This window comes from Achromobacter ruhlandii (genome assembly GCF_002082135.1).
Classification (GTDB): Bacteria; Pseudomonadota; Gammaproteobacteria; order Burkholderiales; family Burkholderiaceae_B; genus Achromobacter; species Achromobacter ruhlandii.
This window is the reverse complement of the sequence record NZ_CP017433.1, coordinates 3,363,939-3,381,275: the sequence shown is the minus strand read 5'-3', so window position 1 is coordinate 3,381,275 and position 17,337 is coordinate 3,363,939. Positions and strand designations below refer to the sequence as shown.

The following is a 17,337-nucleotide window of genomic DNA, read 5'->3' as shown; positions in this document are numbered from 1 at the left end:
GATCCGGCCAGCATTGCCAGGATCAGGGTGTGTAGCGCGTGCCTTGCTGTCATGAGGGCGTTTCCCGAGCGGCTTCCGTGTCAGTGTGGCCCCAGTATAGAGAAAGATCCGGTCATGGCCGGCGCGCGGGTATAGTCTCGTCCGTCCGGACGCCAACGTGGCCACAGGCCGCGGCTGTCCGGTTCCAGGAGAAACGAGCACGATGAATATCAGGGGGTTCGCCGGCGTGGCCGCGATTGCGGCGACCGGCCTGCTGGCCTACGGCCTGCACCAACTGGTGCCGGAGGGCCAGCCATTGACGCGCAGCGAGGTCATCGGCGAACTCGACGGCCCGCCGCTGGCCGGCTATTCCCGCACGCGCCTGTACCGCTATGGCGATCACCAGTACCTGACCGGACAGTTGATCTCGGGTGACCGCGAGCTGGCCGGGCTGGGTCGGGCGCCGGTGCTGGATGCGCTGGTGCCGGCCGCGGCCGGCGGCGACCGTCCGTCCGCGCCGGCGGCGCAGACGCCAGAGGGCGCGCCGGCCAGCGGCCGGGCGCAAGCGCTGCTGCGCAGCGGGGCGGCCGCGCGCGAGGTCCGCAACCTGATCTATGGCGGCCGCGACAACGGCCGCTACGCGCTGCTGGGGTCCATCGGCGGCGATGCTGGCGTGACGCTGGTCGGCACGCCTGGCCAGGCCCTGTACCTGGTCACCGGCACCTTGCGCCGGCCGGCCGAGGGCGAGCAGCCGCCGGCCCGGGAGGTCTTGCGTTCCGACGACCAGGGCGCCAGCTGGCGCCGGGACCCCGAGGTGGCGCTGGGCGCGCCGCAGCGCCACACCATGTTCCTGAGCGACGCGCGCGCCCTGGCGCTGGCGGAAGGCGCCGATGGCGAACGTTTGCTGGTGAGCGAAGACGGCGCCCGGCGCTGGTCGACGCTGCGGCTGCGCGAGCAGGTCTGGCCCGACAGCGACAGCTATGGCAAGGCCTTTTCCGAACACGCGGACAGGGCCGGCGCCGGCGAACGGCTGGCCTACGGCTGGTCGCTGTATCCGGTGGCGGCCGATCGCGCGGTCGGCTGGAGCTGGCGCGACCGCGTCGCGCCCGGTGGCGGCGCGCGGCGCATCGAGACCCGGCGCTTCGAGGTGCGGTTGCAGGACGGCGCGCCGCCGGCGTTCCGCATCACCCCCGACGTGGCCCCGGTGCCGGCGCAGGACCCGCTATCGTGGCCGGTGCTGGGCCAGCCGGTGTACGCCACGCACGGCAACCGCATCTTCCGCCTGGAGCCGGACCAGGGCAACTGGCACGAACTGGCCGCCACGCCAGACGTGCGGGGCCGGCCCACGTGGATCGGCCAGGCCTGGTTCGGCCGCCAGGGCTGGGTGGTCCAGACCTACGCGGATCATCTTTTCTCATTCGGCGATTACACCCGCACGTACTTCTACACCCGCGACCAGGGTCGCAACTGGCGGCCGTTCCAGCTCTCGCCCGACCAGGAACGCGGCCTGCTCGGCCTGGACGCGGCCGGCGAGGGCGTGCTGGTGCATGCCGTTCGGGACGGCCGCACGCTGATCGTGCGCTATGCGCTGGAGTAAGGCGGCGCGGTGACTCCGCGCGCCGGCCATCCGCTTCAATCGGCCAGCACGTAGTCCGGATAGCGCTTGCAGATCTCGGCCACCTGGCTGAGCGTGCCCGACAGGTGCTCGCGCAGCGCCTGCTGCGCGCGCGGCGCGTCGCCCGCGGCGATGGCGTCCAGCACGCGCTGGTGGTCGTTTATGATGCGTTCGGCCTTGCCGGCTTCCGGCAGGTGCAGGCGGCGCAGGCGGTCGACGTGGCCACTGTAGCGCTGCTCCATGTCCCACAACGCGGTAACGCCGGCGGCCATGTGCATGTCGCGGTGGAAGGCCTGGTCGGCTTCCATGAATTGCGGGTACTGGCCGGCGGCGTGGCAGGCGCGCTGGCGCTCGATGCTGGCCTGCAGCTGCTGGATCAGCAGGGGATCGGGCTTCTGCGCCAGCAGATGCACGATTTCGAGTTCGATCGACCGCCGCAGGAAGTGCGCCTGGCGCGCCGCGGCGATGTCGATGCGGCTGACCACGGTGGTGTGCTGCGGATAGATTTCGACCAAGGCTTCCTCGGCCAGTTTCATGAGGGCGTCGCGGATCGGCGTCTGGCTCAGGCCGTAAGCCTCGGCCAGCATCACGCGCGACAGCGGCGCGCCCGGCGCCAGCTCCAGGGAAATGATCTGTTCGCGCAGATGTTCGAAGACCTGCGGCGCGGCGTGCCGCGAGCGGTCCAGTCTGAGCTTGTGGCTAGGCATCGGGCGAAATTCGGTAAAGGTCGATCGTGGACGGGGCGGTGGTGGAACCGCAGTGTAGCGGGTTTTCACCTAGCTGACGCACTAATGTATTAGTGTTTAAATGACCTCGTCAACGATTTTGTCTCCTTCATTTCCTCGCACCCCAGGACCCGCACCCGCCTATGAAACGCACCTACGAAAGCCTGCGCAGCGCCGCCTGGATGGCCAAGGACGACCTGCGCTCGTTCGGCCATCGTTCCCGCATGATGCAGATGGGCTATGGCCCCGACGACTGGGCCGGTCGCCCGATCATTGCCATCATCAACACCTGGTCCGACCTGAACCCCTGCCACAGCCACTTCAAGCAGCGCGTCGAAGACGTCAAGCGCGGCGTGTTCCAGGCCGGCGGCTTTCCGGTGGAACTGCCGGCCATCTCGGTGTCGGAATCGTTCGTCAAGCCCACCACCATGCTGTACCGGAACATGCTGGCGATGGAGGCCGAGGAGCTGCTGCGCAGCCACCCGGTGGACGGCGCGGTGCTGCTGGGCGGCTGCGACAAGACCACGCCGGGCCTCTTGATGGGCGCCATCAGCGCCGGGCTGCCCTGTGTCTACGTGCCCGCCGGCCCGATGCTGCGCGGCAACTGGAAGGGCAAGATCCTCGGTTCCGGCTCGGATGCCTGGAAGCTGTGGGACGAGCGCCGCGCCGGCAAGATCACGCAGGAACAATGGACCGAGGTCGAAGGCGGCATCGCCCGCAGCTACGGCACCTGCATGACCATGGGCACGGCCAGCACCATGACGGCCATCGCCGAGGCCATCGGCATGACCCTGCCGGGCGCCTCGTCGATCCCGGCGGCCGACGTCAACCACATGCGCATGTCCGCCGAATGCGGCCGCCGCGTGGTCGAGATGGTGTGGGACGACCTGACGCCGCAGCGCATCCTGACGCTGGCCTCGTTCAAGAACGCCATCAACGTGGCCATGGCCATGGGCTGCTCCACCAACGCCATCATCCACCTGGTGGCCATGTCGCGCCGCGCCGGCCATCCGGTGGGCCTGGACGACTTCGACGCCGCCAGCCGCAAGGTGCCGGTCATCGCCAACATCCGGCCCAGCGGTGACAAGTATCTGATGGAAGACTTCTTCTATGCCGGCGGCCTGCCGGCGCTGATGTCGCGCCTGGAAGGCCACCTGGACCTGTCGGCCATGACCGTCACCGGCAAGACGCTGGGCGAGAACATCGCCGGCGCCGAGGTCTACAACGACGATGTCATCCGCAAGCTCGACACCGCCATCTACGATGAGGGCGCGCTGGCGGTCCTGCGCGGCAACATCGCGCCGGACGGCTGCGTCATCAAGCCCAGCGCCTGCGCCCCGCAATACCTGCAACACACCGGCCCGGCGCTGGTGTTCGACGACTATCCCAGCATGAAGGCCGCGGTCGACGACGAGAACCTGGACGTCACCGCCGACCACATCATGATCCTGCGCAACGCCGGCCCGCAGGGCGGCCCCGGCATGCCGGAATGGGGCATGCTGCCGATCCCCACCAAGCTGGTCAAGCAGGGCGTGCGCGACATGCTGCGCCTGTCCGACGCCCGCATGAGCGGCACCAGCTATGGCGCCTGCATCCTGCACGCCGCGCCCGAAGCCTACATCGGCGGCCCGCTGGCGCTGGTCAAGACCGGCGACCTGATCACCGTCGACGTGCCGGCCCGCCGCATCCACCTGAACGTCAGCGACGAGGAACTGGCCGCGCGCCGCGCCGCCTGGACGCCGCCGCCCAAGCGCTACGAGCGCGGCTACGGCTGGATGTACTCGCAACACATCCTGCAGGCCGACGAGGGCTGCGACTTCGACTTCCTCGAAACCAGCTTCGGCGCGCCCGTGCCGGAACCGGAAATCTTCTGAACCCGCCATCCCCTGAATCGCTTTCCCTGGAGTTTTCCGTGTCAGACATGAATCCCGCCACCCGCGCCAAGCTGGCCGGCATCAGCACCGCCACGCTGTGCACCGCCTTGTTCAAGCGCGGCCTGCGCAACCAGTTCATCCAGGACGTGCGGCCGCTGAACGCGACGCTGCCCAACATGGTCGGCCCGGCCTTCACGCTGCGCTACATCCCGGCGCGCGAGGACCTGAACACCATCAAGGTGTTCGAGGACCGCGCCCATCCGCAGCGCGCCGCGGTCGAGACCTGCCCGCCCGGCGCGGTGCTGGTGATGGACAGCCGCAAGGACCCGCGCGCCGCCTCGGCCGGTTCGATCCTGGTGACCCGCCTGATGAAGCGCGGCGTGGCCGGCGTGGTCACCGACGGCGGTTTTCGTGACTCGCCCGAGATCGCCGAGCTCGGCTATCCCGCGTACCACAACCGGCCGTCCGCGCCGACCAACCTGACGCTGCACCAGGCGCTGGACATCAACGCGCCCATCGGCTGCGGCGACGTGGCCGTGTTCCCCGGCGACATCGTGGTGGGGGACCGCGAGGGCGTGGTGGTGATCCCCGCGCACCTGGCCGACGAGATCGCGGACGAAGCGGTGGAGATGACCGCGTTCGAGGACTTCGTTACCAGCCAGGTGCAGGCCGGCGCGTCGATCCTGGGCCTGTATCCGCCCACCGACCCGGCCACCAAGGACAAGTTCGCCGCCTGGCGCAAAGAACAGGGCCGTTGAGCCCTGGCGCCGGCCGACCGGCCGGCGACCCATGCCTATAAAACACAGAGGGCAGGAGACAAGCATGAACAAGCAACGTCGCAGCGCGCTGGCCGCGCTGCTGGCAGGACCGCTGCTGGGCGCGTGGGCGCTGCCGGCCGCGGCCGCCGAGTGGCCGGCGCAGAAGCCGATTTCCTACGTGGTGCCGTTCACCGTGGGCGGCTCCACCGATGTGGTCGGCCGCGTGCTGGCGCAGAAGCTGGGCGACCGGCTGCACCAGAACGTCATCGTCGAGAACAAGCCCGGCGCGGCCGGCGGCATCGGCGCCACCTACGTGGCCAAGGCCGCGCCCGACGGCTACACGCTGTTCGGCGGCACCATCAGCACCCACGCCATCAACGCCAGCCTCTACAAGAACCTGAAGTACGACCCGGTCAAGGACTTCGAGCCGGTCTCGCTGATCGCCTATCTGCCGAACGTGCTGCTGGTCGATCCGAACCTGGGCGTGAACTCGGTGGCCGACCTGATCGCGCTGCTCAAGAAGGATCCGTCCAAGCGCACCTTCGCCTCGTCCGGCGCCGGCACCTCCACCCACCTGGCCGGCGAATTGTTCTCCAGCATGATCGGCGTGCCGCTGACGCACGTACCCTACAAGGGCACGCCGCCGGCCATGGTCGACGTGTCCTCGGGCGCGGTGACGTTCATGTTCGACCAGATGACCGCCGCCTTGCCGCTCTTGCAGACCGGCAAGCTCAAGCTGCTGGCCGTCACCACCAAGGACCGCATCTCGCTGGCCCCCGACGTGCCCACCATGCAGGAGGCCGGCGTGCCCGGCTTCCAGATGGCCTCGTGGCAGGCGGTGTATGCGCCCAAGGGCACGCCCAAGCCCATTCTCGACAAGCTGGCCGCCGAGATCGCCGTGATCGTGAAGGAACCCGACGTGCAGGAAAAGCTCGGCAAGACCATGGGCATGGAACTGGTCGGCAGCACGCCCGACGAACTGCGCGCCCTGATGGCCACGGAGATTCCGCGCTGGGCGGAGGTGGTGAAGAAGTCGGGGGCGACGGTGGAGTGATGGCTCGTCAAGACCTGATTCCCACCCCGGCCTGGAGCCGGGGTTTTTGTTTTCCGCGTCCGGATTCCCGCGTCAGGGTTTCAGGTTCAGCTTCGGCACTAGCGCGTTGAAGGCCTGTTCCTGCCGCGCCACGTCGGCCGCGAATTGCGGTTGGTCGGCGTATGACGGCGTCAGGTTCTGCTTGCGCATCAGGGCCTGGAAGTCCTGCGACTGCGCCACCTGGCGCGCGGCGTTGCGCCATTTTTCGATGGCGTCGGCCGGGGCCGACTTCGGCAGGCCGATGCCGCGCCAGACGCTGAACTGCAGGTCGGCGCCGCGTTCCTTCATGGTCGGCACGTCCGGCAGGGTGTCGAGCCGCTTGGGCGCCATCACGGCCAGGGTGCGCAGCTTGCCGGTGTCCACGTGCTGCTGCAGCTCGGCATAGGCCACCGTGGTGGCCTGCACGTCGCCGGACAGCAGGCCCATGATGGCCGGGGCCGAGCCCTGGTAGGGCACGTGCACGAACTTCACGCCGGTCTGCTCGCCCAGCGCCGCGGCCGCCATGTGCGGCACGGTGCCGATGCCGGCGTTGGATACCGCCACCCGTTCCGGATTCTTCCGCGCGTAGTCGAGGAATTCCTCCACCGTCTTCCACGGCGCGTCGGCGCGCACCGTGACCGACGAGGGATCGTCGGTGAAGCGGGCGATCGGCTGGAAGTCCTTGACGGTGGTCTTGCCGATGCCCATCAGCGGCACCACCAGCATTTCCGGCGTCATCAGCACCAGCTTGTAGCCGTCGGGCTGGGCGTTGGCCACGTACGACCAGCCGATCGAGCCGCTGGCGCCGGGCTTGTTGATCACCACGGTCGGTTGCGCCAGCAGCGGCGGGCGCACCGCCTCGGCGATGGCGCGGGCGGTGTTGTCACTGCCGCCGCCGGGCTGGTAGGCGACCACCAGCTCCATCGAGCGGCTGGGGTAGTCGGCCGCCATCGCGGCGGGGGCGGCCGCGACGCAGGCCAGGAAGGAGAGGGCGCTGAAGGCCAGCGCGGGCAGGCGGGTGCGGGTCATGGCGGCTCCGGTATCAGTAGCCCAGGGCTGAAAGATCCGCCAGTGTCTGGCGGGTGATGGCAAGGGTGCGTTCGCGTTCGGCGCCGGCCAGGTCCAGGCGCGGCGGCTTGACGGTTTCGGCGCTGCCGGTGATCAGGTGCTCGGCCAGCTTGATGTGCTGCACCAGCTTGACCACGGTGTCCAGGTGGAACAGCGGCGTCAGCGCGGCGTACAGCTTGCGGGCGCGCTTGAAGTCGCCTTCGACCGCCAGCCGCAGCAGGTCCACCGAGGCCTTGGGCACGGCGTTGGCCATGCCCGAGACCCAGGCGGTGACGCCCAGCGCGGCGCTTTCCAGCACCAGGTCGTCGACGCCGCAGACCACCGCCAGGCGGTCGCCGAAGCGCGTGATCAGGTCGGTCACGCGGGTGGTGTCGTAGGACTCCTCCTTGATCGCGACGATGGTCGGTTCCTCCAGCAGTTGCGCCACCAGGTCGGGCGTCAGGTCGACGCCGTAGCCGCGCGGGTTGTTGTACAGCAGGATCGGCAGGGGGCTGGCCTGCGCCACGCTGCGATAGAACGCCACCGTTTCGCGCTCGTCCGACTTGTACGTCAGGCCGGGGAATACCATCAGCCCATCGACGCCGATCTGCGCCGCCTGGCGCGCGAAGGCCGCGGCGCGCGCGGTGCCGGTCTCGGCCACGCCCGACACCACCGGCACGCGGCCGCCCACGGTCTCGACCGCGATGCGCAGCACCTCCAGCTTTTCCTCGGGCGCGAGCTGGGCGTTTTCCCCCACCATGCCCATCATCACCACGCCGCCCACGCCGTTGGCGATCAGGCGCTCCAGGCCCTGGCGGATGGCGTCCGCGTCCAGCGAGAAATCGGGTTTCAGTTTGGTGGTGACCGCGGGAAATACGCCTTGCCATTGAATGCTCATGCTGCCGCTCCTGTTGCGTGATCCGTCCGGGTGCATCCCGTCCGGGTATTGATTGGATATTGGATCCAAAATAGAAAGACCTAAAAAACGAGGCAAGAAGCCTCGAGCCGTCGCCTGGGAAGGGCGCCGATTTTTGCTGGATCATGGATCCAATATACTCACATTAAACGGGCTGTGGATACCGGCTGTCTCTCGGGGTTTTCCTGGGCGTGGCGTCGGGTCGATCGCAGGCCCGCCGCCGGCCGGCGTCCGCCGGGCGGCATTCTTCACCGGATGTGACGTGTCCCAGAATTCCTCTCCCGCCAGCGCCACCCAAACCCGGCCCGCCGCCGGCCGCCTGGTGCGCAAGACCGCCGTCGACCTGGTGGTCGACGAATTGCGCGACCGCATCCTGTCCGGCGCGATCGCGCCGGGCTCCGCCCTGCGCCAGGAACTGCTGGCCGAGGAACTGGGGGTGAGCCGGCTGCCGGTGCGCGAGGCGATCCGCCAGCTCAGCGCCGAAGGCCTGGTGGACATGATCGCGCACCGCGGCGCCTACGTCTCGATGCTGTCGCGCGCCGAAGTGCAGGAGTTTTTCGACATCCGCCTGCGGCTGGAACCCTGGCTGCTGCGGCTGGCGGTCTCGCAACACACGCCCGAGGAATTGGACGAGGCGGCGCGCATCGTGGCGCGGATGGCCAGCGCCGAACCGCAGCAGTGGGGCCGCTTGAATTGGCAACTGCACGAGCTGCTGTACCGCGCGGCGCAGCGGCCGGCGGCGCTGGCCATGGTGCGCGCGCTGCATGAAAAATCCGAACGCTATTTCCGCTTCCAGATCGTCAACGCGCCGATCCGCCAGCAGGCCCACGACGAGCACAGCGCCTTGATCGCGTTCTGTCGCCAGGGCCGCGCCGGCGAGGCCGAGGCGGCGCTGGAACACCACATCACCGAAGCCGCCGAGCAGATCCTGGCCATTGTCGATCATCTGCTGGATACGACGGCCGCGCCGGCCTGAGCGCCGATCTCCTGCCTCCCGTGATTGCGATGGCGGGGCGGCAATCGCGATGACAGGGGCGGGCGCCAGCAGGTCCGAAGATCGCCAGGCCATAGCGTGCCACGCGCCGGATTTCCGGCCTCGCCAAAAAAAACGCCGGCCCGGAACGACTTCCAGCCGGCGTTCGTGACGTTGCGGGTGTGCGCGACGCCCGGTCGAGTCCGCGCGGGACTCAGTTGATCTTGATATTGCGTTCCTTCACCAGCACCTTCCACTGCGCGGTTTCCTTGGCCAGGTAGTCACGCAGTTCGTCGGGCGTGCCGCCGATCGGTTCGGCGCCGATCGAGTCCAGCGTCGCCTTGACCTTGGGCTCGTTCAGGGCCTGGCGCATGGCCGCGTTCAGCTTGGCCACGACCTCGGGCGGCGTGCCGGCCGGCGCGAAGGCGGCGAACCACGGCATCAGCTCGTAGCCGGGCAGGCCGCTTTCGGCCACGGTGGGCACGTTGGGCAGCGCGGCCGAGCGCTTGGCGGTGGTCACCGCCAATGCGCGCAACTTGCCGGCCTCGATGTGCGGCTTGGCCGACGTCACGCTGTCGAACATGTAGTCCACCTGGCCGCCCAGCAGGTCGGCGATGGCCGGGCCGCTGCCCTTGTAGGGCACGTGCAGCATGTCGATCTTGGCCATCGACACGAACAGCTCGCCCGCCAGGTGGATCGAGGTGCCGACGCCGGCCGAGGCGTAGGTGTAGTGGTTGGGCTGCGCCTTGGCCTTGGATATCACTTCGTCCACGCTCTTCACATCGTTGCGCGCGGGGTTGGTGACCAGCACGTTCGGCACCACCGCCAGCAGCGAGATCGGCGCGAAGTCCTTGATCGGGTCGTAGTTCAGGTCGGCGTAAAGCGCCGGGTTCACGGCCATGCCGTTGGCCACGATCAGGATGGTGTAGCCGTCCGGCTTGGAACGCGCCACGCTGGCCGCGCCAATGTTGCCGCCGGCGCCGGCGCGGTTCTCGACGATGAACGAAGTGTTCAGTTGCTTGCCCATCGACTCGCCCAGGGTGCGGGCGATGCTGTCCATGGCGCCGCCCGGCGGGAACGGCACGATCCACTTGACCGGCCGGTCGGGATAGCCGTCGGCCATGGCGCCGCTGGCGGCGCCGAGCAGGGCCAGGCCCATGCAGGCCCGGGCGAGGTGTTTGAAAGCGTGGCGCAAAACCATGTCGTGTCTCCGTGTGCTTGAATTATTTTTCCGCGCGCCGATGCGTGGCCGGCGCGCGGGAACAACCGTGGGGCAGGGCGCGTCAGCGGTCCCTGCGGTAGAAAGCCAGTTTGTCTTCGTCCAGTTCCAGGCCCAGGCCCGGGCCGGTGGGGATCTCCATCTCGAAATCGGCGTAGCGCGGCGGGTTGGCGACGATGTCGTCCTTGAGCAGCAGCGGGCCGAACAGCTCGGTGCCCCACGACAGCCGCGGCAGGCAGGCAAAGCCATGCGCCGAGGCAATCGAGCCGACCGAGCCTTCCAGCATGGTGCCGCCGTACAGCGACATGCCGGCGGCGTCGCCGACGGCGGCGGTGCGCAGCATTTCGTGGATGCCGCCCGACTTGGCGATCTTCAGCGCCAGCACGTCGGCCGCGCCCAGGCGCGCGATGGCCAGCGCGTCCTCGGGGCCGTTGATGGCTTCGTCGGCCATGATGGGCACCACGAAGCGCGCCGCCAGCCGCGCCATGCCGGCCAGGTTGGCGCGCGGGATGGGTTGTTCGATCAGGTCGACGCCGGCCGCTTCCAGGCGCGCGATGGCGCCGGCCGCGTCGGCCTCGTTCCAGGCCTGGTTCACGTCCACCGTGACGCGGGCGCGCTCGCCCAGCGCCTGCTTGATGCGCGACACGTGGGCCACGTCGTCGGCCACGGCGCGGCGGCCGACCTTGAGCTTGAAGGTGTTATGGCGGCGGCTGGCGAGCAGCGATTCGGCTTCCTCGATGTCACGCGCGGTGTCGCCGCTGGCCAGGGTCCACAGCACCGGCAGGCTGGCGCGCACGGCGCCGCCCAGCAGGGTCGAGACCGACACGCCCAGGCGCTTGCCCTGGGCATCGAGCAGCGCGCTTTCCAGCGCCGATTTGGCGAAACGGTTGCCGCGCGCCACGGTTTCCAGGCGCCGCATGGCGGCGTGGATGTTGGCCGCGTCCAGGCCGGCCAGCGCCGGCGCCAGGTAGGTGTCGATGGCCAGCTTGATGCCTTCCGGGCTTTCCTCGCCGTACGACAGGCCGCCGATGGTGGTGGCCTCGCCGATGCCCTCGATGCCGTCGCTGCAGCGCAGGCGCACGATCACCAGCGTCTGGCGCTGCATCACGGCCATGGCCAACTGGTGGGCGCGGATGGTCGGCAGATCCACCAGGATCGCCTCGACCGAGTTTATCGTTACCGGATTCATACTTTCCAGAGCAGGTTCTTCAGGTGAAGTGCAGTATCGCTTGCGTTAGATCGCCAAGTCCAAGACTATATGGGTCTCCATTTATACCTTCAGGGTTTGGATAAGCCATGGAACTCAGGCACCTGCGGTATTTCCAGGCGGTGGCGCGCGAGGGCAGCTTCACCCGCGCCGCCGAAGCGCTGCACATGGCGCAGCCACCGCTCAGCCGCCAGATCCGCCAGATGGAAGAGGAACTGGGCGTCGCGCTGTTCGAACGCACCACCCGCGCCCTGCGCCTGACCGAGGCCGGGCGCTTCCTGCTGGAGCAGTCGCGGCTGCTGACCGCAAGGCTGGATGAAGTGCTGGAGGGCACGCGCCGGCTGGGCCAGGCGCGGCGGCGCTGGTTCGGTATCGGCTTCGTGCCCTCGACGTTGTACGGCTTCGTGCCCGAGCTGATCCGGCAATTGCGCGGCGCCGACGCGCAGGTCGAGGTCGGCTTGATGGAGATGACCACGCTGCCGCAGCTGGAGGCGCTCAAGGCCGGCCGCATCGACCTGGGCATCGGCCGCATCCTGCTGGACGATCCGGCGATCGAGCGCCGCGTCCTGATGACCGAGCCGCTGATGGCCGCAGTGCCGCTGCGCCATCCGCTGGCCGGCTGCGACAGCGTGTCGGTCGACCGGCTGGCGCAGGAGCCGTTCGTGCTGTATCCGGCCCGGCCGCGGCCCAACTTCGCCGATCATGTGCTGGACCTGTTCCGCGCCGCCGGCCACGCGCCGCAGGTGGCGCAGGAGGCCAACGAGCTGCAGACCGCCATCGGCCTGGTGGCGGCCGGACTGGGGGTGACGGTGGTGCCGGCCTCGGTGCAGCGCCTGCAGCGGCGCGACGTGGCCCACGTGCGCATCGACGCCGAGGCCTTTGTGTCGCCGGTGATCGCCAGCTACCGCAAGGACGACGCCTCGCCGTTCCTGGCGCAGGCGCTGGCCCTGGCGGCGCAATTGGCCAAGGGGTAACAAAGCGTAGACGGAACGGCTACGGCCCGCCCGCTTGCGGCACACTACGCGCTTGCCATTCCCGTGCTTCCAATAACAACCGTCATAGGGACTCTCGCAATGCTGACCGTCAACGTCCAGAACAAGGCCAAATGGCTGTTTTCCCAATTGGGGCAACTGGTCATCGCCGTGGGCCTGCTGTCGCTGGTATTCAACTATGCCTACCGCTACACGGTCGACCGAGACATCAATACGCCGGGCTTCTATCTGGCCACCGTGGCGCTGGCGCTGGTCGTGTTCCTGGCGGTCCGCAAGGACTATGTGTTCGTGAACCGATACGCCTTCAGCGACAGCGAAATCCAGGTCGGCACGCTGCTGGGCGTGAAGAAAACCTACCCCACGTCGCAGTATGAATTCGTGCCGTCGCTGCACAAGGCGGTGAATGTGCCCGAGCGGAAGGCGTCGCTGTCTTTCTACGTGCGCGATGCGCGGAGCAAGAGGAACGTCCGCAACTATTCCTGGGCCGGCTTCTCGCCCGAGGATTTCCAGGCGGTTTCGCGCCTGTACGGGTATCGCGGCGACACCGATTTCAAGCAGAAGGACTTCGGCAAGCGCTAGCCGGGCGTCATGCCGGCGACGGGGGCGGCGCGGGGATTCAGGGGCTGCCGCCCGTTGAGGCATTCAAGCCACGTGGCTCGGGGATTCAGGCTGCGATGAAGAGCGCCCGCGCCGCGCCGGGAAAGTCCGGCAGCACGATGTCGCAATGGCCGGGGCGGACCCAGCGCACCCGCTCGCGGGTGGCGTCGATGCAGCCGCCTTCGGCGTACACGCCCTGCGGGTCGCGGATCCGCATCATCCGTTCAAGGATGACGGCGGTGGCCTCGGGGTCGGCCAGGGTTTCGTGCACGCGTTCCTTGACGATCTGCTCGTCGATATGGCGCTTGCCCGCGGCGTCGGTGCGCAGGCCGTGGCGCCAGTGGTAGATCTCGACGCACTTGGACGTCAGCGTGTACGGCGCGCCGCGTTCCCAGAAATTGTTGAACAGGCCGCCGCCCAGGTAGAACACCCAGGACCCTTCGTAGCCTTCGACGTCCGACGATTCGGCGTCGGGGTTGCGGAACCAGAGCCGGTCGCCCGGCACGTAGAAGCGCTGCGGCAAGGGCGCGTCGAGCGCGCCGTATTCGTGCAGGAAGGTATCGTGGAAACTGCCGGACATGACCGCGCGCGTTTCCCATTGGCGCTGCAGCCGGCGGCCGAGCTCGGGGTTGGCGGTCTGCAGTTCCTGCGCGATGCCGAGCACGGTGACGTATTCGGTGGCGCGGTAGCACGAGAACGAATACAGCTGGCCCGAGGCCTCGGGCTGGGTCGCCTTGCGCAGCCCGTCGATCAGCGAGCGGCCCGGCAGCACCGTGAAGCCGCGCGCCTCGTCGTAAGTCCAATAGTCCTCGGGCCGCTCGGCGTGTTCGGTGTCGAAGGCCAGCGCGGTCTTGCCGGCGGCCTGCACGATGTAGCGGCGGATGCGCACGGCCGAGGCCAGTTCCGCCACGCTGGGGAAGTCGAAGGCGACCGGGCTGGCCAGCATCGCCAGCACGATCTCGCGGTCCAGGTCGGCTTCGTTGGCGTCGGTGCGCAGGCTCAGCGCCCGCGCCACGCCGGTGGTGTCGTGATCGGGCAGGTAGCTGGCGGCGAAACCGCGATTGAGCGCGGCGTGCACGCCGGTGGCGCCGGCTCGCGCCTGGCAATTGGCGGCGGCGCGCAGCCCAAGGTCGGACAGGAAGTGTTGCGTCATTTCCAACGCGTCGGCGGCGTGGATGACAATTCCGCCCGGATCGGGACAGGGCTGCTGCGGGGATGACGGCATGGAATACGAACCGGAAGGCAACGGACAGGATATGGATAAGCGCACACGGGGCCGAGTTCCCGTCAAGCTGCAAAGGCGCGTGAATATCTGTTTCAGGCCGTGCGCGCCCGTGGAAGCCGTCCCGTGGGGTCTGATTGATTGTAGGGGTGATGCCTTAATATCAGCTGTATGAATATGGCTCGCCAGTCGAATGATTGTCATGGCGCTGTCATGCGCGCAGGGCATCCGGCGCCTGGCATGACGGGCCGGCACGGTGCCGGTCCGAGACTGGATTGACGTCGGGAGGCGACGCGTAGATGACCCATCCCTTGTCCGCCGGCGTGATGGCCTTGTATCAGACGCATGCGGCGGCGTTCGAGCGCGACCGCGGCGCCGCGTTGATCGAGCGCGCCTGGCTGGCCGACTTCCTGGCGGCGTTGCCGACGGCCACGCCGCGGGTGCTGGACATCGGCTGCGGCACCGGCGTGCCGATCGCCGGCCACCTGATCGAGCACGGCTGCCGGATTACCGGTGTCGATAGTTCGACCGCATTGCTGGCGCGCGCCGCCGCGCGCTTTCCCGAACAGGCGTGGATCGCCGCCGACATGCGCCAACTGCCTTGCGCCGGGCCGTTCGACGGCCTGATCGCGTGGCACAGCTTCTTCCATCTGTCGCCCGAGGACCAGCGGCCCATGTTCGCGCAGTTCCGGCGCCTGGCCGCGCCTGGCGCGGCACTGATGTTCACCAGCGGCACGACGCTGGGCGAGGCCATCGGACAGCTCGACGGCCAGCCGCTTTATCACGGCAGCCTGGACAGCGCCGAATACCGCGAGCTGCTCGCCGCCAACGGCTTCGAGGTATTGCGCCACGTCGAATGGGACGCTGCCTGCGGCAACGCGACGGTGTGGCTGGCCAGGCGGTGTTAGCCAGGCGGGGCGACGGGCTGTCAGGTCAAAGATACGGATCGCGCAGGATCGCCCGGATCCTGAGGAAGGCGTAGGCGGCGCAGCCCAGCGCGATCAGCACGGCAAGCCAGGCATAGGCCTTCTTGCGCTGCTTGTACGACCAGTAGTTATCGTAGTTGGCCGCCGGATCCACCAGCGCCTCGCCGTCCTCCCGGCGCACCCCATGAATCCTGATAGGCACGTGCACGCTGAACATCCGGCCCTCGTAGGTATTCTTCAGGTCGTTCGGCTCGCGGTCGATCAGCAGTTCCAGGGGCTGCGGCAGGGCGAGATCGAGGCCGGCCACGGCGCCAGCCTTCTCGAACGCCACGTCGGGATAGTCGTTGGAGAAAAAGCAACCGGGTCTGTAGGTACTGTTCTGCCGTGAGGCGGTCGTCCGCGTGTAGGGACATTCGCCCGCCTTGTCCACGCGCACGACGATGGCGTGCAGGGTGGCGGGATCCGGCGGCAGGAACGCCTTGTTCGCGGCGTCGAAGAGGCCGCGGGAAAAAAGCAGCAGCATCAGGCACATGAACAGCGCGCTTAGCGGGCGCTTGAAGCGCGCCTTGATCTCGCTCCATTCGCTCATCGGTGTGGCCTCGTAGCGCGGGGGGTTGCGGTAGTCATGCACATCCTTGGTCCAGGCTCAAGGCCTCTTCGATTGCCGTATTGTGGTGGGCGGGGGGAGGCGCGCGAATTCGAGCGGCGCATGCTCCGCCATCAGTTCCGCCACCCAGTCGATGAACACCCGCAGCTTGGCGCTGACGTGGCGGTTGGGCGGGAAGGCGATGTAGAGCGGCATCGGGTCCAGTTGCCAGTCCTCGAACAACGGCATGAGCTCGCCGCGCGCGGCATGTTCGCGCGCCATGTAGTCGGGCAGCCACAGCACGCCCATGCCCGCCAGGCCCGCCGCCAGATAGGCGTTGCCGTCGTCCACCGCGACCACGTAGCGGCCGTGCGCATGGACGCGCTCGTCGCCGCGCCGCATGGCGTAGGGCAGGGGCTTGCCGCTGCGCGACCAGAGGAAGCCGACGATGCGGTGGTGGCTGTCCTCGAGATCGCGCGGATGGCCGGGCGCGCCGGCCCGTTGCAGGTAGGCGGGCGCGGCATAGACGCGCAATTGCAGGTCGCCGACGCGCCGCGCCATCAGTGACTGGTCGGTCAGTTCGCCGCCGCGCACCACGCAGTCGACGTTCTCGCCGATCACGTCGACGATGCGGTCGCTCACGCCCATGTCGAGCTGGATATCCGGGTAGCGCGCGTGGAAGGCGGGCAGGGCGGGCACCAGGATCATGCGCGCCAGCGGACTGGGCACGTCGACCCGCAGGCGCCCGCGCGGCACGGACGCGGCCACGGACAGGCTGGTTTCGGCGTCGTCCATGTCGGCCAGCAGCCGCAGCACGCGCTCGTAGTAGACCGCGCCGTCGGCGGTGACGTTGACCTTGCGGGTGGTGCGGTTGAGCAGGCGCACGCGCAATCGCGCCTCGAGCTGCTGCACCAGTTGCGTGACGCTGGTCTTGCTCATGTGCAGCGTCTCGGCCGCTTTGGTGAAGCTGCCGGTTTCCACCACGCGGGCGAAGGCCTGCATTGCGTCGAAACGGTCCATCGCCACTCCAGGGGATCAGGGGATTGTTTGCATTTTACAAACAGTGATGGACAAGCTTGCCCGTTTATCGGCGGCGGCGCCGTCCGTACAGTGCCTGCATCATCAATACGGGCTCAAGGCCCGGGACAGGAGAACGAGTATGGCAACGCGTGATGTGGTTTTTCCGGCCGGGCGCCAGGCGCTGTATGAACGCAACCGCTATTCGCCGGCGGTGCGGTCGAATGGCTTTCTGTTCGTGTCGGGCCAGGTGGGCAGCCGCGAGGACGGCTCGCCCGAACCCGACCTGCAGGCGCAGGTGCGGCAGGCGTTCGACAACCTGAACGCGATCCTGAAGGCGGCGGGCGCCAGCTTCGAGGACGTGATCGACGTGACGGTGTTCATGGTGGATCCGGCGTCGCGCTTCGAGGCCATCTGGCAGGTGGTGCCGGAATACTGGGGCCCGGCGCCGCATCCGACGCTGACGGCGGTTGGCGTGACCTGGCTGTACGGCTTCGATTTCGAGATCAAGGTGATCGCGAAACTGCCGCGGGACGCCTAGCCGGCCCTGGCGGCGGGGCAAGAAAAGCGACGGGGCAGGCCGGCGGGATCGCCGGGCCTGCCCCGTTTTGC

Annotated in this window: 17 protein-coding genes; 9 read left to right on the top strand and 8 right to left on the bottom strand. The window is 68.4% G+C overall.

The features are described 5' to 3' along the window. Nucleotides 1-202 precede the first annotated feature (202 nt). Nucleotides 203-1,576 (top strand): hypothetical protein, encoded by a 1,374-nt coding sequence (locus AruCF_RS15190; protein ID WP_049074002.1) that lies wholly within the window; start codon nt 203-205, stop codon nt 1,574-1,576. A 35-nt stretch (nt 1,577-1,611) separates the two neighbouring features. Here AruCF_RS15190 and AruCF_RS15185 read toward each other — a convergent pair whose 3' ends face one another. Continuing rightward, on the bottom strand, nt 1,612-2,301 hold the full coding sequence (locus AruCF_RS15185; RefSeq protein WP_049074000.1) for a GntR family transcriptional regulator: 690 nt from the start codon (nt 2,299-2,301) through the stop codon (nt 1,612-1,614). Between the two features lie 161 nt (nt 2,302-2,462). On the opposite strand from AruCF_RS15185, the gene araD reads away from it, so the two are divergent. From araD to AruCF_RS15170, 3 genes are all read left to right on the top strand, one after another. Then, complete coding sequence (gene araD / locus AruCF_RS15180) at nt 2,463-4,193, top strand: L-arabinonate dehydratase (protein ID WP_049073998.1); 1,731 nt, start codon at nt 2,463-2,465, stop codon at nt 4,191-4,193. 47 nt (nt 4,194-4,240) lie between these two features. After that, entirely contained in the window at nt 4,241-4,951 is a 711-nt protein-coding gene (locus AruCF_RS15175) for a ribonuclease activity regulator RraA (protein ID WP_049073996.1), read from the top strand. 64 nt (nt 4,952-5,015) lie between these two features. Next, complete coding sequence (locus AruCF_RS15170; RefSeq protein WP_006395211.1) at nt 5,016-6,005, top strand: Bug family tripartite tricarboxylate transporter substrate binding protein; 990 nt, start codon at nt 5,016-5,018, stop codon at nt 6,003-6,005. A 72-nt stretch (nt 6,006-6,077) separates the two neighbouring features. Here the strand turns inward: AruCF_RS15170 and AruCF_RS15165 are convergent, their stop codons facing one another. Together AruCF_RS15165 and AruCF_RS15160 are read right to left on the bottom strand one after the other, a co-directional pair. Then, a complete protein-coding gene (locus tag AruCF_RS15165) occupies nt 6,078-7,052 on the bottom strand; it encodes a tripartite tricarboxylate transporter substrate binding protein (RefSeq protein ID WP_049073992.1) in 975 nt (324 codons plus the stop codon). A gap of 13 nt (nt 7,053-7,065) precedes the next feature. Next, the gene (locus AruCF_RS15160) at nt 7,066-7,968 is read right to left on the bottom strand and encodes a dihydrodipicolinate synthase family protein (protein ID WP_049073990.1); all 903 of its coding nucleotides are present in this window, start codon (nt 7,966-7,968) and stop codon (nt 7,066-7,068) included. A gap of 280 nt (nt 7,969-8,248) precedes the next feature. Between AruCF_RS15160 and AruCF_RS15155 the strand changes: the two genes are divergently transcribed. Then, complete coding sequence (locus AruCF_RS15155) at nt 8,249-8,962, top strand: GntR family transcriptional regulator (protein WP_049073988.1); 714 nt, start codon at nt 8,249-8,251, stop codon at nt 8,960-8,962. Nucleotides 8,963-9,173: 211 nt separating this feature from the next. Here the strand turns inward: AruCF_RS15155 and AruCF_RS15150 are convergent, their stop codons facing one another. Next, nucleotides 9,174-10,160: a Bug family tripartite tricarboxylate transporter substrate binding protein gene (locus AruCF_RS15150; RefSeq protein WP_049073987.1), complete on the bottom strand. Its 987-nt coding sequence runs from the start codon at nt 10,158-10,160 to the stop codon at nt 9,174-9,176. Nucleotides 10,161-10,242: 82 nt separating this feature from the next. Further along, a complete protein-coding gene (locus tag AruCF_RS15145; protein ID WP_006385347.1) occupies nt 10,243-11,367 on the bottom strand; it encodes a muconate/chloromuconate family cycloisomerase in 1,125 nt (374 codons plus the stop codon). A gap of 107 nt (nt 11,368-11,474) precedes the next feature. Here AruCF_RS15145 and AruCF_RS15140 point away from each other — a divergent pair, with 107 nt between their 5' ends. Both AruCF_RS15140 and AruCF_RS15135 read left to right on the top strand, forming a co-directional pair. Next, a complete protein-coding gene (locus AruCF_RS15140; RefSeq protein WP_049073985.1) occupies nt 11,475-12,359 on the top strand; it encodes a LysR family transcriptional regulator in 885 nt (294 codons plus the stop codon). 99 nt (nt 12,360-12,458) lie between these two features. Continuing rightward, nucleotides 12,459-12,956 carry a hypothetical protein gene (locus tag AruCF_RS15135; RefSeq protein ID WP_049073983.1) on the top strand — a complete coding sequence of 166 codons (498 nt, stop codon included), beginning with the start codon at nt 12,459-12,461 and terminating at the stop codon, nt 12,954-12,956. An 85-nt stretch (nt 12,957-13,041) separates the two neighbouring features. Here the strand turns inward: AruCF_RS15135 and AruCF_RS15130 are convergent, their stop codons facing one another. Continuing rightward, nucleotides 13,042-14,199 (bottom strand): TGL-type protein-glutamine gamma-glutamyltransferase, encoded by a 1,158-nt coding sequence (locus tag AruCF_RS15130; protein ID WP_049077861.1) that lies wholly within the window; start codon nt 14,197-14,199, stop codon nt 13,042-13,044. Nucleotides 14,200-14,495: 296 nt separating this feature from the next. On the opposite strand from AruCF_RS15130, the gene AruCF_RS15125 reads away from it, so the two are divergent. Then, a complete protein-coding gene (locus AruCF_RS15125) occupies nt 14,496-15,104 on the top strand; it encodes a class I SAM-dependent DNA methyltransferase (RefSeq protein ID WP_049073982.1) in 609 nt (202 codons plus the stop codon). A 25-nt stretch (nt 15,105-15,129) separates the two neighbouring features. On the opposite strand, the gene AruCF_RS15120 is transcribed toward AruCF_RS15125, so the two are convergent. Then, complete coding sequence (locus tag AruCF_RS15120; protein ID WP_235432660.1) at nt 15,130-15,753, bottom strand: hypothetical protein; 624 nt, start codon at nt 15,751-15,753, stop codon at nt 15,130-15,132. 15 nt (nt 15,754-15,768) lie between these two features. Beyond that, nucleotides 15,769-16,728, bottom strand: a complete 960-nt coding sequence (locus AruCF_RS15115; protein ID WP_049073980.1) for a LysR family transcriptional regulator — start codon at nt 16,726-16,728, stop codon at nt 15,769-15,771. Between the two features lie 139 nt (nt 16,729-16,867). Between AruCF_RS15115 and AruCF_RS15110 the strand changes: the two genes are divergently transcribed. Continuing rightward, nucleotides 16,868-17,266: a RidA family protein gene (locus AruCF_RS15110; RefSeq protein WP_049073979.1), complete on the top strand. Its 399-nt coding sequence runs from the start codon at nt 16,868-16,870 to the stop codon at nt 17,264-17,266. Nucleotides 17,267-17,337: the final 71 nt, after the last annotated feature.

Excerpts from the sequence above, each read along its gene's own strand:
- AruCF_RS15190 (WP_049074002.1), top strand. The coding sequence starts at position 203 with ATGAATATCAGGGGGTTCGCCGGCGTGGCCGCGATTGCGGCGACCGGC.
- AruCF_RS15185 (WP_049074000.1), bottom strand. The coding sequence starts at position 2,301 with ATGCCTAGCCACAAGCTCAGACTGGACCGCTCGCGGCACGCCGCGCCG.
- araD (WP_049073998.1), top strand. The coding sequence starts at position 2,463 with ATGAAACGCACCTACGAAAGCCTGCGCAGCGCCGCCTGGATGGCCAAG.
- AruCF_RS15175 (WP_049073996.1), top strand. The coding sequence starts at position 4,241 with ATGAATCCCGCCACCCGCGCCAAGCTGGCCGGCATCAGCACCGCCACG.
- AruCF_RS15170 (WP_006395211.1), top strand. The coding sequence starts at position 5,016 with ATGAACAAGCAACGTCGCAGCGCGCTGGCCGCGCTGCTGGCAGGACCG.
- AruCF_RS15165 (WP_049073992.1), bottom strand. The coding sequence starts at position 7,052 with ATGACCCGCACCCGCCTGCCCGCGCTGGCCTTCAGCGCCCTCTCCTTC.
- AruCF_RS15160 (WP_049073990.1), bottom strand. The coding sequence starts at position 7,968 with ATGAGCATTCAATGGCAAGGCGTATTTCCCGCGGTCACCACCAAACTG.
- AruCF_RS15150 (WP_049073987.1), bottom strand. The coding sequence starts at position 10,160 with ATGGTTTTGCGCCACGCTTTCAAACACCTCGCCCGGGCCTGCATGGGC.
- AruCF_RS15145 (WP_006385347.1), bottom strand. The coding sequence starts at position 11,367 with ATGAATCCGGTAACGATAAACTCGGTCGAGGCGATCCTGGTGGATCTG.
- AruCF_RS15140 (WP_049073985.1), top strand. The coding sequence starts at position 11,475 with ATGGAACTCAGGCACCTGCGGTATTTCCAGGCGGTGGCGCGCGAGGGC.
- AruCF_RS15135 (WP_049073983.1), top strand. The coding sequence starts at position 12,459 with ATGCTGACCGTCAACGTCCAGAACAAGGCCAAATGGCTGTTTTCCCAA.
- AruCF_RS15130 (WP_049077861.1), bottom strand. The coding sequence starts at position 14,199 with ATGCCGTCATCCCCGCAGCAGCCCTGTCCCGATCCGGGCGGAATTGTC.
- AruCF_RS15125 (WP_049073982.1), top strand. The coding sequence starts at position 14,496 with ATGACCCATCCCTTGTCCGCCGGCGTGATGGCCTTGTATCAGACGCAT.
- AruCF_RS15115 (WP_049073980.1), bottom strand. The coding sequence starts at position 16,728 with ATGGACCGTTTCGACGCAATGCAGGCCTTCGCCCGCGTGGTGGAAACC.
- AruCF_RS15110 (WP_049073979.1), top strand. The coding sequence starts at position 16,868 with ATGGCAACGCGTGATGTGGTTTTTCCGGCCGGGCGCCAGGCGCTGTAT.